This window comes from Pseudomonas sp. MRSN 12121 (genome assembly GCF_000931465.1).
Lineage (GTDB): Bacteria > Pseudomonadota > Gammaproteobacteria > Pseudomonadales > Pseudomonadaceae > Aquipseudomonas.
In genome coordinates this window covers 4,890,464-4,904,842 of record NZ_CP010892.1, presented here as the reverse complement: position 1 = coordinate 4,904,842, position 14,379 = coordinate 4,890,464, and the positions used below count along the sequence as shown (strand labels likewise).

Annotated in this window: 18 protein-coding genes; 9 read left to right on the top strand and 9 right to left on the bottom strand. The window is 62.3% G+C overall.

Annotation, left to right across the window (positions count from 1 at the left end):
- The first annotated feature begins 59 nt into the window (after positions 1-59).
- The 4 genes from TO66_RS22170 to TO66_RS22155 all read left to right on the top strand — a co-directional run bounded on the left by TO66_RS22170 (position 60) and on the right by TO66_RS22155 (position 2,192).
- Positions 60-296 (top strand): glutaredoxin family protein, encoded by a 237-nt coding sequence (locus TO66_RS22170; protein ID WP_044464277.1) that lies wholly within the window; start codon positions 60-62, stop codon positions 294-296.
- A gap of 113 nt (positions 297-409) precedes the next feature.
- Positions 410-838, top strand: coding sequence for a S24 family peptidase (locus tag TO66_RS22165; RefSeq protein WP_044464276.1), 429 nt, complete (start codon positions 410-412; stop codon positions 836-838).
- A 50-nt stretch (positions 839-888) separates the two neighbouring features.
- A complete protein-coding gene (locus tag TO66_RS22160) occupies positions 889-1,212 on the top strand; it encodes a transcriptional regulator (protein WP_044466128.1) in 324 nt (107 codons plus the stop codon).
- A gap of 89 nt (positions 1,213-1,301) precedes the next feature.
- Positions 1,302-2,192 carry a pseudouridine synthase gene (locus TO66_RS22155; protein ID WP_044464275.1) on the top strand — a complete coding sequence of 297 codons (891 nt, stop codon included), beginning with the start codon at positions 1,302-1,304 and terminating at the stop codon, positions 2,190-2,192.
- 82 nt (positions 2,193-2,274) lie between these two features.
- Here TO66_RS22155 and TO66_RS22150 read toward each other — a convergent pair whose 3' ends face one another.
- Positions 2,275-2,496 (bottom strand): YgdI/YgdR family lipoprotein, encoded by a 222-nt coding sequence (locus tag TO66_RS22150; RefSeq protein WP_007923269.1) that lies wholly within the window; start codon positions 2,494-2,496, stop codon positions 2,275-2,277.
- Positions 2,497-2,567: 71 nt separating this feature from the next.
- The gene (gene mobA, locus TO66_RS22145; protein WP_044464274.1) at positions 2,568-3,176 is read right to left on the bottom strand and encodes a molybdenum cofactor guanylyltransferase MobA; all 609 of its coding nucleotides are present in this window, start codon (positions 3,174-3,176) and stop codon (positions 2,568-2,570) included.
- Between the two features lie 78 nt (positions 3,177-3,254).
- On the opposite strand from mobA, the gene moaB reads away from it, so the two are divergent.
- Positions 3,255-3,794 carry a molybdenum cofactor biosynthesis protein B gene (gene moaB, locus TO66_RS22140; RefSeq protein WP_044464273.1) on the top strand — a complete coding sequence of 180 codons (540 nt, stop codon included), beginning with the start codon at positions 3,255-3,257 and terminating at the stop codon, positions 3,792-3,794.
- Positions 3,778-5,004: a gephyrin-like molybdotransferase Glp gene (gene glp / locus TO66_RS22135; protein ID WP_044464272.1), complete on the top strand. Its 1,227-nt coding sequence runs from the start codon at positions 3,778-3,780 to the stop codon at positions 5,002-5,004. The genes moaB and glp overlap by 17 nt, the downstream gene beginning before the upstream one ends.
- 60 nt (positions 5,005-5,064) lie before the next feature.
- Here the strand turns inward: glp and TO66_RS22130 are convergent, their stop codons facing one another.
- Positions 5,065-5,316: a hypothetical protein gene (locus TO66_RS22130; protein ID WP_044466127.1), complete on the bottom strand. Its 252-nt coding sequence runs from the start codon at positions 5,314-5,316 to the stop codon at positions 5,065-5,067.
- 227 nt (positions 5,317-5,543) lie between these two features.
- Here TO66_RS22130 and yegS point away from each other — a divergent pair, with 227 nt between their 5' ends.
- On the top strand, positions 5,544-6,446 hold the full coding sequence (yegS, locus tag TO66_RS22125; protein ID WP_044464271.1) for a lipid kinase YegS: 903 nt from the start codon (positions 5,544-5,546) through the stop codon (positions 6,444-6,446).
- Here the strand turns inward: yegS and TO66_RS22120 are convergent.
- From TO66_RS22120 to TO66_RS22110, 3 genes are all read right to left on the bottom strand, one after another.
- Positions 6,443-7,102: a response regulator transcription factor gene (locus tag TO66_RS22120; protein ID WP_044464270.1), complete on the bottom strand. Its 660-nt coding sequence runs from the start codon at positions 7,100-7,102 to the stop codon at positions 6,443-6,445. The genes yegS and TO66_RS22120 overlap by 4 nt on opposite strands.
- Positions 7,099-7,992 (bottom strand): sensor histidine kinase, encoded by an 894-nt coding sequence (locus TO66_RS22115; RefSeq protein WP_044464269.1) that lies wholly within the window; start codon positions 7,990-7,992, stop codon positions 7,099-7,101. The genes TO66_RS22120 and TO66_RS22115 overlap by 4 nt, the downstream gene beginning before the upstream one ends.
- 499 nt (positions 7,993-8,491) lie before the next feature.
- Positions 8,492-8,959, bottom strand: coding sequence for a hypothetical protein (locus TO66_RS22110; protein WP_044464268.1), 468 nt, complete (start codon positions 8,957-8,959; stop codon positions 8,492-8,494).
- 568 nt (positions 8,960-9,527) lie between these two features.
- Between TO66_RS22110 and TO66_RS22105 the strand changes: the two genes are divergently transcribed.
- Positions 9,528-10,463 carry a chemotaxis protein CheV gene (locus TO66_RS22105; protein WP_044464267.1) on the top strand — a complete coding sequence of 312 codons (936 nt, stop codon included), beginning with the start codon at positions 9,528-9,530 and terminating at the stop codon, positions 10,461-10,463.
- 93 nt (positions 10,464-10,556) lie between these two features.
- A complete protein-coding gene (locus TO66_RS22100; RefSeq protein ID WP_044464266.1) occupies positions 10,557-11,360 on the top strand; it encodes an MOSC domain-containing protein in 804 nt (267 codons plus the stop codon).
- Positions 11,361-11,438: 78 nt separating this feature from the next.
- Here the strand turns inward: TO66_RS22100 and TO66_RS22095 are convergent, their stop codons facing one another.
- The 3 genes from TO66_RS22095 to TO66_RS22085 form a co-directional block, all read right to left on the bottom strand.
- Entirely contained in the window at positions 11,439-11,723 is a 285-nt protein-coding gene (locus tag TO66_RS22095; RefSeq protein WP_003226701.1) for a pyrimidine/purine nucleoside phosphorylase, read from the bottom strand.
- 81 nt (positions 11,724-11,804) lie between these two features.
- Positions 11,805-12,347 (bottom strand): exonuclease domain-containing protein, encoded by a 543-nt coding sequence (locus TO66_RS22090; protein ID WP_044464265.1) that lies wholly within the window; start codon positions 12,345-12,347, stop codon positions 11,805-11,807.
- A gap of 69 nt (positions 12,348-12,416) precedes the next feature.
- A complete protein-coding gene (locus tag TO66_RS22085; RefSeq protein WP_044464264.1) occupies positions 12,417-14,378 on the bottom strand; it encodes an acetyl/propionyl/methylcrotonyl-CoA carboxylase subunit alpha in 1,962 nt (653 codons plus the stop codon).
- Between the last annotated feature and the right edge of the window lies 1 nt (position 14,379).

The following is a 14,379-nucleotide window of genomic DNA, read 5'->3' as shown; positions in this document are numbered from 1 at the left end:
GTCGACGGCTTTTTTCCACGGGCCTAGAATAGGCGCCTGTCCTTTTTCGGTCTGTAGCCATGCCTCCTGAATGTCAGTTGTTCGGCACCCTGGGGTGCCACCTGTGTGAACTCGCCGAGGCGGAGTTGATGCCGCTGGTGGAGCACGGGCTGATGGTCGAGCTGGTGGATATCGCGGAAGACGAGTCCCTGCTGGAGGCCTACAGCTTGCGCATACCGGTTTTGCGCCGGGTCGACAACGGCGCCGAGCTGGGCTGGCCGTTCGATGCCGAACAGGTGGTGGCCTTTCTGCGCTGAGCCGGCTGCCCTGCTGCGACACCCTCCGTCCGTCGCTCCTTGCGACAACCTCTTGGCGAGATCCCGATGATTCGGTTACTGTATATGCATACAGTTATCGGGGGTGATCCGTCATGTCTCTCACAATCCTGGCCCGCGCCGAGCGTTTGCAGCACCTGTCGCCCGCCCCTGGGGGACATGACGCGCAGGCTGCCGATGCCGCTGCCGAGGGTGGCTTTTCCCTGGATCGCACCGTCGGGCTCGGGGCGCCGCAGATCCGCGCGGTGCTGGTGGATGACGACAGCCTGCTGGGTTTCGGTATCTATCCCGGCGATCGGCTGATCGTCGATCGTTCGGCGACCCCGGCGGTGGATCAATACGTAGTGGTTCCAGTCGATGGCGAGGACGCCTACGGCGTGCGCCTGCTGGCGCCCGATCCCCGGGGCGGGTTGCTGCTCAAGGCGGCGCGTCCTTCGATCGCCTCCATCCCCCTGAACGGTCGGGACTCGATGCAGATCTGGGGCGTGGTGCTGTGGGTCGTCAGTTATGTCGGCCGTGGCTGATAGCGAAGGGCGTGTGCTCAGTGGACGAATGAAAGGATGAAGGACTGATGATGGTCAATGTCGAACAATTGAAGAACAGTGTGAACCGCATGTCCGTCGATGTGGTGCGCGAGGCGGTGCTCGAGCTGCGTCTGGACGGGCTGGTCACGGAGGGCAAGACGCCGTTCAACAAACTGCATTTCAATACCTGCTTCGCGGAGATCGAAGCGCTGTTCCAGCGCGCGGGGTATCACCGGCAACTGGATGTGGTGGGTTATCAAGGGTTGTTGTACGCCTTGTATGACCCGGCCCGCTGGGAGGCCGTCGACGTACTGCGCTGGCTGAAGGAGTTTACCGAGGCGGCCGCGCAGACCGGCGTGGCTCATGCTTCCTAGGCTCCGATCCCGGACGGGGGAAACTCTCCTAGGTTCCCCGGGGCCCATGTTGGATAATGCCGCTCTGCATTGTCCGCTCGAGCTTTTGTATGTCTTCCGTACCTTTTTCCGCCGCCCAGCAGCAGGCCAGTACCCTGTACCTGCCTCCCGGTTCATGGGCAACCGTGCTGGACTGCCTGTGTGACCACTTCAGCGCCATCAGCCGCGAGCAGTGGCTGGACCGGATCGCCCGTGGCCGGGTGCTCGACGGCCAGGGGCTGCCGATCGGAGTCGACCTGGCATACCGCGAAGGCCTGCGCATTCACTATTTCCGTGAAGTACCCGACGAAAAGGTCATCGCGGTTCAGGAGTCGATCATCCATGTCGATGAACACCTGGTGGTGGCGGACAAGCCGCATTTCCTGCCGGTCACCCCGGCCGGGGAATATGTCGAGCAAACCCTGTTGCGACGGTTGATCCGCACGCTGGGCAATCCCCACCTGGTGCCCTTGCATCGCATCGACCGGCATACGGCGGGGCTGGTGCTGTTTTCGGCCAATCCGCAAAGTCGCGCGGCCTACCAGTCGCTGTTTCCGACGCGCCGGATCGACAAGCGCTACGAAGCGATTGCCCCGGCGCTGCCCGGGCTCGAGTTTCCGCGGGTGCATAAAAGCCGCCTGGTCGATGGCGAGCCTTTTTTCCGCATGCAGGAAGGGCCTGGCCCCAGCAATACGGAAACGGCGGTAGAAGTACGGGAAAAGAACGGCGAACTCTGGCGTTATGGGTTGTACCCGGTGACCGGCAAGAAGCATCAATTGCGCGTGCACATGAGTGCGTTGGGAGCGGCGATCTGCAATGACCCGTTCTACCCGGAGGTGCTCAAGGATGCGCAGGACGATTACGCCAAGCCCCTCAAGCTGCTGGCCCAGGGATTGCGTTTCAACGATCCGCTGACCGGAGAGATGCGCGAGTTCGAGAGTCGGATTACCTTGCAGTGGTGAGGCTGGCAGCGCATTGCCGGCTCCAGGAACGATAAAGCCCGCGAAAGCGGGCTTTATGCATTCAAGGCTGTAACAGTACGGATTACAGTTCTTTTACGGTACGAACCTGATCCTTGTTGATCCGGGTCTGTTTGCCGTCCAGTTGTTCGAACTCGTAGAAGCCGGAATCCTCATCGTATTTCGGCGTATCGACGGCCTGGATTTCGCGACCGTCATTCAGGGTGATCACAGTAGGCGATGCGCAGCCGGCGAGAGTGGCGAGGCCCAGTGCAAGCATGAGAGTGGCGAGAGTCCGCTGAATCATTGTGTATCTCCGAGGTGAATACTTTTGGTTGCTGTGCTTGAGACGTATGCAGCGTCTGCAAGTTCCTTGAATTATGGGCATTCTGACACGCCGTGGTGCTGGCTTAACAGCTCTGGCGTATTCAAATTGGCCAACCGGGGATCGTTGTCCGGGCATTGCAGGGCCTGGGCGCCCAGTCCGCGCATGAGACTCCCGGGGCTGCGTTCGCCGTTTTGCCAGGCGCTATCGAAGGCCTCGAACAGGGCGCGCGGAATGACGCACAGCAGGGGTTCCCAGTGCTCGCCGTGGCGAAGCATCAGGGGTTTGTCCGGATGCTGGCTGGCGGCCCGGCGCATGGCATCGATCAATGGGGCATCGATGCGTGGCACATCGCAGGGCAATACCAGGACCCAGGCGTGCCGGGCGGCGGCGAGGCCGGCCCGGATGCCTGCCAGTGGTCCCGGAAAATCGCTGCTGTCGTCCTGCACCAGTTGATCGGCGTAAGGTGCGTACTGCTCCTGGTTGCGGTTGCAGGAAATGATGAGATCGTCGCTCAGGCTGCGCGTCAGCCGGTGCAGGTGGGCGATCAGGGGTTGCCCCTGCCATTCGATCAGCCCCTTGTCCCTTCCCCCCATGCGTTGGCCGCGTCCTCCAGCCAGGAGCAGGATGGAGCAGGGCGGCAGATCTGCGCGCGGGGTCATGCGTGTCTCCACAGGGGCGGTCAAAGAGAGTGCTGTGATATAACACCGGGCCGTTTCTCCTACAACTGGATCGAGCCTATGAAAGCCAAGGCTGATGTACCTTTCGTACCTCTGAACATCGCGGTGCTGACTGTCAGCGATACCCGGACCCTGGAGACCGACACATCCGGCCAGGTCTTCGTCGACCGTCTGGGGGCCGCTGGTCATAACCTGGCCGCGCGTGTCCTGCTCAAGGACGATCTCTACAAGATTCGCGCACAAGTCGCGACCTGGATCGCCGATGACGTGGTCCAGGTCGTGCTGATTACGGGCGGCACCGGTTTCACCGGCCGTGACAGCACCCCGGAAGCGGTGTCCTGCCTGCTTGACAAGCAGGTCGATGGTTTTGGCGAATTGTTCCGCCAGATCTCGGTCGCTGACATCGGCACCTCCACCGTGCAGTCTCGCGCCCTGGCCGGCCTGGCCAACGGCACATTGGTCTGCTGCCTGCCGGGCTCGACCAACGCTGTGCGTACCGGTTGGGATGGCATTCTGGCCGAGCAACTGGATGCGCGGCATCGTCCGTGCAACTTCGTGGCCCACCTGAAACAGGCAGCGCCTTGTGAATCCCGTGGGTAAGCCGGGCAAGACCGGTGCCTTGATGCCGGTTGAGGAGGCGTTGGCGCGTCTGCTGGAAATGGCTGAAGCGGCACCTATCGCCGAGCGTGAGCGGTTGTCGCTGGCGGCGGCTCAGGGGCGGGTGCTGGCTGACGACCTGATCTCGACCCTGGATCTTCCGCCCTGGCCCAACAGCGCCATGGACGGTTACGCCTTGCGTGTCGCGGATTGGGCCGGCGAGCCGCTCCTGGTCAGCCAGCGCATCTTTGCCGGCCAGGCGCCTGAACCCCTGGCGCCCGGCACGTGCGCCCGCATATTCACCGGCGCGCCGGTGCCGGCGGGGGCCGATTGCGTGGAAATGCAGGAAAACGCAGCGGTCCAGGTTGATGGGCGAGTGACCTTTACCGAGTCGCTCAGCGCCGGCCAGAACATCCGTCCCCAGGGCCAGGAAACCACGGTCGGCGAGTGTGTCCTGGCGGCGGGAACGCAACTGGGACCGATCGAGCTGGGGCTGGCCGCTTCGCTGGGGCGGGCCGAGCTGGATGTGGTGCGCCGGGTGCGTGTCGCCGTGCTCTCCACCGGCGATGAATTGATCGAGCCGGGGCAGGCGCTGGGTCCTGGGCAGATCTACAACAGCAACCGCGTCCTGCTCTGCAGTTGGTTGCAGCGTCTGGGCTGCGAAGTGCTCGACGGTGGAATCCTGCCGGACGACTTGGCCCTGACCCGGCGGCGCCTTGCCGAGTTGGCGGATGTGGATCTGATTCTGTCCACTGGCGGCGTCTCGGTGGGCGAAGCGGACTTCCTGGGGGTCGCCTTGAGAGAAGAGGGTGAGCTGGCCCTGTGGAAGCTGGCAATCAAGCCTGGCAAACCGCTGACGTTCGGGCATTTCCGTGGCGTGCCCGTCATCGGCCTGCCGGGTAACCCGGCCTCGACACTGGTGACATTCGCCTTGCTGGCCCGGCCGTATATTTTGCGGCGCCAGGGGGTGAGGGAGTTGCAGCCTTTGCAGTTCCAGGTTCCCGCCGGTTTCACCTGGCCGAAACCAGGGAATCGAAGGGAATACCTGCGTGGCCGCCTGGAGCAGGGCAAGGCCGTCATCTACCCTAACCAGAGCTCCGGCGTACTGCGCAGCGCCGCTTGGGCGCAAGGGCTGGTCGAAGTGCTGGAAGGGCGAACGCTGGCTGAGGGCGACTGGGTCAACTTCATTCCGTTGAGCGAAGTCCTGGGCTGACTTCAGGGGAGGCGGACCGGGTCCTTGGTGGCCGGGTCCACTCTCCAAAGGCCGTGCCCATTACCTCAGCAGTAACAGAATCAGCAGCCCAAACCGGCTGTTCAGGCCCCACGACAGCAGTGCCGATAGAAAGCCGGCATAGGCCAGTAGCCATCCAAGCCTTCTGAGCCAGGTATGAAGGCGACTGTCGGACTGTTGCTCCTGCTCGTGATGAACACTCAATTCCGAATGTTTGCCCGCACTCAGCAAGATGCTTCCCTCAAGCCGGTTGAGCGCTGAGTTCGAGCCTTCAAAGCATTTCTTGTCATCCATGGTCATTCGTTTCCCTGTTTTTTCGGGCGTCGTTCGCCTGCCATGAACATTCCCTGATTGGCTGTCAGGGGTCAATTCAGGTGATTCTCAATCTTTGGTCAGAAAAGTTACCAGCTTGTCCGCGGCCTGCGCGTGAGAAGCAGATTGATTGCATGACGTCGGATTTTTTCTCATGGGGCGAGGGTCAACATCCTTCAACGATCCTCTGATGACAGGAGTGAAAAGCAATGAGCGAGCGCAAGGCGATGCTGATATTGCACGGCAAGCAGGCCCTCAACGAAGAGGTTCGCGACGCTGTCGAGCGCAAGCGCGAAGAGGGCTGGGAGCTGGCGGTCCGCCTGACCTGGGAAGCCGGCGATGCCCAGCGCCTGGTGGAGGAGGCCCTGGCGGCCGGCTACAGGTGTTTGATCGCCGGCGGCGGCGATGGCACGTTGCGGGATATCGCCGAGGCCATGGCAGCGCAGGAGCACGATGCCAGCCTGGTGTTGCTGCCGCTGGGGACAGCCAATGATTTCGCCCGGGCCGCTGGCGTGCCGCTACTGCCGCTGGAGGCACTGGACCTGCTGGACGTGCCGGCTCGGGCGATCGACCTCGGCGAAGTCGGTGGCCAGGTGTTTCTCAATATGGCCACGGGCGGTTTCGGCAGCCAAGTGACCGCCAATACGTCCGAGGACCTGAAAAAGATTCTGGGCGGTGCTGCCTATCTGTTCACCGGTTTGTCTCGCTTCAGCGAGTTGCATGCTGCCTACGGGGAATTGCAGGGACCGGATTTCCATTGGCGTGGCGAGTTGCTGGCCCTGGGTATCGGCAATGGACGCCAGGCCGGTGGCGGTCATCTGTTGTGTCCGGAGGCGTTGGCCGACGACGGGTTGCTGGACGTCAGCATCCTGCCGGCTCCCCAGGAGCTGGTGGGCACCCTGAAGGATTTGCTGGCCGGTGGCTGGGGGATCGACAATCTGTTCGTGCGCACGCGACTGCCCTGGGTCGAAATCAAAGTCGCCGAAGGGCTGGATATCAACCTCGACGGAGAGCCCCTGCAGGGCGACAACCTGCGTTTTCGCGCGCTGCCGGGGGCGTTGCGGGTGCACTTGCCGCAAGACTCCCCGCTGTTGGGGAGCCAGGCGCTCTAATCGTCGAGGCTGATGATCTGCTCGCGGACGGCAAAGAGTACCAGGCCAGCCACATCGTAGATCTGCAGGCGCTTCATGATCTGCGAGCGATGGGTCTCCACGGTCTTGATGCTCAGGCCCAGGCCATGGGCGATTTCACGCGTCGACTTGCCCCGCACGATCAGCCGGAGAATCTCCAGCTGGCGCGCTGTCAGGTTATGCGTGTCGACAGGCTCCGGGTGGGGTTTCTGGACACGGACCAGCGCCTGGTTGATCACCGTATGGGCGATGGCCGGGCTGAGATAGCGTTCGTTGTTGCGCAAGGCATCGAGCGCATGTTCCAGCTCGTTGGCGGTGGTGTCCTTGAGCAGATAGCCATGCGCCCCCGATTCCAGGGCCTGCATGATCAGCGCGGGATCGGTGTGCATCGAAAGGATCAGCACCTTGCTTTGCGGACGCACGGCCTTGAGTTTCTTCAGGGCTTCCAGGCCGCCGATATCCTTCATGGAAATATCCAGCAGGACGATGTCCGGAGACAGTCTTTCGACCATTTCCAGCAACTGCGCGCCATCGTTGGCTTCGCCGGTCACGGCATAGCCCGGAATGTCCATGACCAGGGCACGCACGCCAGCCCTGATGAGCGAGTGGTCATCCACCAGAAGTAAGTTGCAGGTCAATGTAAAACCTTATTCGTACTGGCGCGTTCGAGTGCGCGGGGCGCCCAGGGAAAGAGTGCTTCGATTTGTGTGCCCTGGTCGGGCTGGCTGGAAACCTTCAGGGTCCCCCCTAGCTGGGCGATTCTTTCCGACATGCCGGCCATGCCGCGTTGCCCTTGCTCGCCAGGGTTGGCTGCCGGGGAAAACCCCAGGCCATCGTCGCTGATGAACAGCGACAGCCCTTCGGGCAGGCGTTGCAGGCGTACCAGCAGGTTATGCGCCTGGGCGTGACGCAGCATGTTGGTGACGGCTTCCTGGGTAATGCGGAAGGCGGCTACCGCCATTTCCTCGGGGATGCCCGCCAGCCCTTGCTTGCATTCCAGGCTCCAGTGCACCGAGGTGTTTTCCAGGGTCTTCAGCAAATGGGCGCGCAGGCTGGCTTCCAGGCCCAGGCTGGCCAGTTGCCGGGGTTTGAGGATGGCCGATACATCGCGCACTTTCGCTAGGGTTTCTTCCAGGGTGCAGTGCAGGGTCGCGCAGTGCTGCTGCAGGTCCTCGGGCAGGCGCCGCTTCAACCAGTCGCTTTGCAGCTTGGCGGCGGTGAGCAGTTGGCCGATATCGTCATGCAGTTCGCGGCTGAGGCGATGGCGCTCGTTTTCTTGTACCTGCAGCAACCGATCCGCCAGTTCCTGAGGCCGGAACCTGATCGATTTGCGCGACTCGCCGTAATAGGCCAGGACACTGGCCAAGGCGGCCAGGTTGAGGATCAGCAGGCCTAGGGGAAAAGTATTCGACAGGCAATAGACGACCAGGTTGGCAACTGCCGAGCATGAGCCCAGCAACAGGCTGAGCCAGCGCAGGTTTTTCCGGGAAAGAAGCCAGGTAGCGAATGACTTGAGGCTGGCGTACATAGCGAATGGAGCCAATGGGTGTTCGCTGCGGGGAGACCGGTCAAGTCGATTGACGGGCCCCGGTTTGGAAAACGGTATTGTTTGGGTATGCGACTTCAATTAACGCGATCTATGTCATTGGGAGCAAGCCTTGCACTGATTCGGCGTGTAACAGGATCAAGCTGAAGTCACAGTGCCATTAAGTGCATCACCTAGTGGCGCGCATAATATCACTTTAGCTACCGTTGGTCGCGTCTCTATATATGTCCGAAGAGTCAGGAATATGGCCTTGTGGGACGCTTGTTCCGCTTCGCCGGTTTCAACGGAGTTTGCTGAAACACTGGCAATATGCCGGCTTGAGCCAAGCGGCCATGAATGACTATGCACTTGCTGTTGGTGTTATTTAATGACGCTAGTTGGCACTGTCGTTAACAGACATGGAATAGTGAATAACGACATGATGCGCATCAATAAATCAACAAGGCCGATACCCGAAGTTGTGGATTAACGACGGGCTCTCTTAGGCGTTTCGCTTGGCGATTGAAAACACGTTAAACGAAGATTGTTGGCAGGACAGGGGCGCATGTAGAGGATCGACCTGTACAGCGAGGGATTCGATGAGTGTGGCCTGTTCGTTGTCATCGAGGTTCAACTGGCCGGTAACAGGGTCGACGAGTTCGAGTTGCCAGGCCATCAGCGTGAAGCAATCCCCGAGCGTGCCAAGGATCTGCTCGTTCATGTCCGGATAGGAGTGGGAGTGATCCAGCAGGGCATGCACCTGTCGCGAGAACTCGGCGGTACAGCGCAGTGCCAGGGCGTCGGTTTTCTCGGCAAGTTTGAGCAGCGTGGCCAGCATGCAATCGATGGCGTCCCGATCATTCTTGATCAGGTTCAGATGGTTCAGGCATTCCACGGACTTGGCCAGCAAGGTTTCTGCCTCGAGTAGAAAGTCGGACGGCAGGTGCCACTCTTTATCGTCGTTCAGCATGCTTGTCTCCACGACGCCACGTCAGATGATGGAATGGTGCGTTTGATGAGCGGCTGTAAGGTAGTACGCCGGGTATGCCGTGGAAAATAGGACGAATCTGATAGGTGCTTGGTAAACGAAACCGGTTTGGGTGGGTTTAGTCTGATCCTTCGAGCAATTGCAGGTCTGCGCTCGCAGGCAAAGCAGCCACGGAGTATGGGCGGCAACGCTTGGACAGCGGAGGCGGTAGGGCTCGAAAGGGCACCAGGCCATCTTCCTGCGATCACAAACAAAAGCCTGACTCCATTCATGCAATGAGAATGGCGTCACATTAATGGCTATTGGATATTGCGAATATCAGGTTGGTCCTGATTGTTGATAGGGGAATCCCTTATGCAAGGGAACCCAGCGTCGAAAACGAGGTCGCGCCGAGGGGAGTCGATGAAGTGGAATTGCCGAGGCAGTAAAGCATGATGTTAATGTGACATCAATGCCTTTGCATGGCATTTTGTACGCGGGTCAAGATTAGGCGAATGGCGCCGATAACCCACGTTAGTGAATTCATCAGAACAAGCCCAGGAGTCATTACATGGCCGGCATTCTCGACACGGTAGACCAACGCACGCAACTGGTGGGTGAGAATCGCCTGGAAATCCTCATGTTCCGTCTGGCCGGGCGCCAGTTGTTCGCAATCAACGTGTTCAAGGTGCAGGAAGTTCTGCAGTTGCCAAAGCTGACGCTGATGCCCCAGCGTCATCCATTCGTCTGTGGCGTGGTCAACCTGCGTGGGCAGACCCTGCCGGTCATCGACCTGTCGCAGGCGATTGGCATGCGCCCGCTCGTGCCCGGGCCCAACAGCACCATCATCGTCACCGAATACAACCGCTCGGTGCAGGCCTTCCTGGTGGGAGGCGTCGATCGCATCGTCAACATGAACTGGGAAGCCATCCTGCCACCGCCGACCAGCGCCGGGCGTCAGCATTACCTGACGGCGATCAGCAAGGTCGACGATCAACTGGTCGAGATCATCGATGTGGAAAAAGTCCTCGCCGAAATCGTCCCGTACAACGCCAAGGTATCGCGCGACAAGCTCGCCGATCCGGTGCTCGAGCGCGCCCGCGGTCGTGAGGTGCTGCTGGTGGACGACTCCAACGTGGCCCTGTCGCAACTGCGCGATACCCTGGGGCAACTGGGGGTGAAGATGCACATCGCCAGCGATGGCCTGAAAGGGCTGAAGATGCTCAAGGCCTGGGCCGATAGCGGGCTCGACATGACCGACAAGCTGCTGATGGTGTTCACCGACGCCGAGATGCCGGAGATGGACGGCTATCGCTTGACCACCGAGATCCGCAACGATCCGCGCCTGCGTGGCCTGTATGTGGTGCTGCACACCTCGCTGTCCGGCAGCTTCAACGAATCGATGGTGAAGAAGGTCGGCTGCGACAACTTCCTCTCCAAATTCCAGCCCGACAAACTGGTCGATGTGGTGCGCCAGCGCCTGATGCTGGATGAAGTGCCCGCCTGACGATAATCCAGCACACATTTGTGCCGCCGGTGTGTCTTTGAATCGCCGGCCGCCTCGTATAAGGTTGCTTTCTTTGCTTCCAGGGAGCTGGCCATGCGTCTCAGCGCGCTTTATCGATACCCCTTGAAATCCGGCCGGGGCGAGTCCCTGCAACAGGTCGCGCTGGACAGGCTGGGCCTGGAAGGGGACCGACGCTGGATGCTGGTCGATGAGCCCAGCGGTCGCTTCCTGACCCAGCGTGCAGTCCCGCAGATGAGCCAGCTTGGCGCGTTATGGAATGCCGAGGGTGGGCTGACCCTCAGTGCGCCCGGTTTTCCGTCCCTCGAGGTGCCCTTGCCTGACGCTGAAGCGCCGTTGCGGGGCGTGACGATCTGGCGCGATACCCTGCGGGTGCCGGATGCCGGCGACGCGGCCCATGCCTGGCTGAGCGATTTCATCGGCAAGCCGACCCGCCTGGTGCAGATCCCCCTGGAGCGCGCGCGGACCACCCAGGCCGGTTACGGCAAGGATGACGACCAGGTGGCCTTTGCCGACGGTTTTCCACTGTTGCTGATCGGCGAGTCGTCTTTGCAGGACCTGTCGAGCCGCGTCGGCCGTCCGCTGGAGATGCTGCGTTTTCGTCCCAACCTGGTGATCGAGGGCAGCCCGGCGTTCGCCGAGGATGGCTGGAAGCGTATCCGCATTGGCGATATCGAGTTCCGGGTGGTCAAGCCTTGCTCGCGTTGCATCCTCACCACCATCGACCCGCAGACCGGCGAGCGCAGCGCCGACCGGGAGCCGCTGGCCACGTTGCAGCAGTATCGGGCACAAGAGGACGGCGCGATGTTCGGGCAGAACCTGGTGAACGATGGCAATGGCCGGCTGGAAGTGGGCATGTCGGTCACCGTGCTGGAGTAACCGCGGCGCTGCAACGAAAAAAGCCCGTATCGCAAGATACGGGCTTTTTCATGGCCGGCGATCAGTCCCGGGGGGAGATCAACCGCGGTATTCGCACAGGTAGGCGGTGTCGACGGCGACCTTGAGCTGGAACTTGCTGTTGGCCGGGACGTTGAACTGGCTACCGGCGGCGAAGGTTTCCCAATCGCTGCTGTCGGGCAGCTTGACGGTCAGGGCGCCGGAAACCACGTGCATGATTTCCCGTTGAGCGGTGCCGAACTCGTATTCGCCCGGAGCCATGACGCCGATGGTGGCCGGACCTTCGGCCGTGCCGAAGGCAATCGACTTGACGGTGCCGTCGAAGTACTCGTTGACTTTAAACATGGGCGATTCCTCGAAAAGGGGTCAAAAAGGCCGGCCAGTATGCACAAGGCCTTCAGGTGCGTCACCTGTTGCGCTCAAGGATCAGCCGGGAAGAATCAAAGGCAATAAACGCGCCGTATTGCGGGCATCCTCCAGGGCGCGATGCTGCTGGCCGGAGAACTGCAGCCCGGCGAGTTGCAAGGCACCGTTGAGCCCCAGCGGACGCTCGAGGCGGCGCGCCTTGGCGAAGCGTTGCTTGAGGTTCATGTGCGGCAGTTGGGCAAGCAGGCTTTGCAGTTGCGCACGTTGCCACTCCTGCAGCAATTGCTTGCGGTCGTAGTCGCCCCAGCTAGCCCAGCCTTCCAGGCGTGCCTGATGCTGGCCCAGCCAGCGCTCGAACAGCGGCCAGACCTCGCTCAAGGGCTGGGCGCCATCGATCTGTGCCTGGGTGATGTGGGTCAGCTCGCGACAGAAGGGGGTCAGCATCGGCCGCCGCAGCGGCCGCACGAAGCGCTGGAAATGATCCATTTCGCGTCCTTCGCGGTTTACCAGGGTGGCGCCGATCTCGATGATTTCCATGTCGGTCACCGGCCAGCCCCCTTCATCCGTGGTGGCTTCCAGATCAATTACCAACCAGTGGGGCATCACAGGCTCCAGCTTCAACATCCCGATGAGGCTTGAGCGTAGCCAAACGCGAGGTATCCGCCTAGCGACTTATTCCACCTCCAGCAGCACCTGGCGATTTTTCACCTGGTCGCCGAGGTCGACCTGCAGGCGTTTGATCACGCCATCGATCCCGGCCTTCAGCGGATGCTCCATCTTCATGGCCTCCAGGACCAGCAGCAACTGGCCCTTGCTGACGGTCGTGCCCTCGCTGACCAGGACATCGACTATTGCCCCGTCCATGGGCGCCCTGAGCGTGCCGTCGTGGGTACTGGCCTGGCTGGCCGCCGGCGCGTGGCTCAGGTCCTGCAGGTGCAGGTTGCCGGGCCGGGTGAAGAGCCAGAGGTGCCCGGCCTCCAGGGTGTAGGCGTAGCAGCGGCGGATGCCGTCGACGATGGCGCAGGCCCAGCGGCCGTCGGCGGACAGCAGCCGTACCTCGAAGCAGGCGTCGGCGTGACGGATCTGCAAGGTGCCGGCGTCCTGCTGACTCACTTCGAGAGTCCAGGCGGCTTCAGCGCTGCCCAGGCGATAGTTCAGGGGCACGTTGGCCTGGTTGCGCCAGCCGGCCAGTGCGGTGCCGTGCGCCTGGGCGGCGTGCTGGTAGAACAGCGCCGCGGCCAGGGCCAGCTCGCTGGCGCTGGGCGGTTGCGGGCGCAGGCTGGAGTCGTCGGCGAAATGTTCGCTGATGAAGGCGGTACTGAACTCGCCGTCGATAAAGCCGGGGTGGCGCAGCAGGTTCGCCAGCAGCGCCTGGTTGCTCGCCACGCCGGTCAGCACCGAATCCTCCACCGCGCGCAGCAGCTTGCGGCGGGCCTCTTCGCGGGTGGCGCCGTGGGCGATCAGCTTGCCCAGCATCGGGTCGTAGAACGCGCTGATGTCCTGGCCTTCCAGCAGGCCGTGATCGATGCGCACCCCCGCGCCCAGAGCGGGTTCCCAGCGCTGTACCCGCCCGGTTTGCGGCAGGAAGCCCTGCGCCGGGTCCTCGGCATACAGGCGCACCTCGATGGCGTGCCCCTGGAGTTGCACCTGTTCCTGGCGCAGGGGCAGCGGCTGCCCGGCGGCCACGTGCAGTTGCAGGGCCACCAGGTCCAGCCCGGTGATCAGTTCGGTGACCGGGTGTTCGACCTGCAGCCGGGTGTTCATTTCCAGGAAGTAGAATTGCCCGCGGGCATCGAGGAGAAACTCCACGGTGCCGGCGCCGACATAATCCACCGCGCGGCAGGCCTTGAGCGCCGCTTCGCCCATGGCCTGGCGCAGTTCGGCGGTCAGCACCGGGCAGGGCGCTTCCTCGACGACTTTCTGATGCCGGCGCTGGATCGAACAATCGCGTTCCCCCAGGTAGATCAGCTGCCCGTGGCGGTCGCCGAACACCTGGATTTCCACATGCCGCGGTGCGAGCAGCGCCTGTTCCAGGATCAACTCGCCGCTGCCAAAGGCGTGCAGTGCTTCCGAGCGCGCGGTGCGCAGCTGGGCCAGCAGTTCCTCGGCCCGCTGCACCAGGCGCATGCCACGGCCGCCTCCGCCAGCGCTGGCCTTGATCATCAGCGGGTAGCCGATGCGTTCGGCCTCGCGTTGCAGGGTCGCATCGTCCTGTTCCGCGCCCTGGTAGCCGGCGATGCAGGGCACGCCCGCCGCGAGCATCGCCAGCTTGGACAGGCGCTTGCTGCCCATCAGCTCGATGGCCTCGGCGCCGGGGCCGATAAAGGTGATGCCGGCCGCCTCGCAGGCGCGGGCGAACTCGGCGTTTTCCGAGAGGAAGCCGTAGCCGGGATGCAGCGCGTCGGCACCGGTACGCCGGGCGGCGTCGAGGATCGCCGGGATCGCGAGGTAGGACTGCTGGACCGCCGCCGGGCCGATGCGCACGGCCTCGTCGGCCATCTGCACATGCAGCGCATCGGCGTCGGCGTCGCTGAACACCGCCACGGTGCGATAGCCCAGGGCCTGGGCGGTGCGCTGGATGCGGCAGGCGATTTCGCCACGGTTGGCGATCAGGATTTTGCTGAAGGCGGGCATC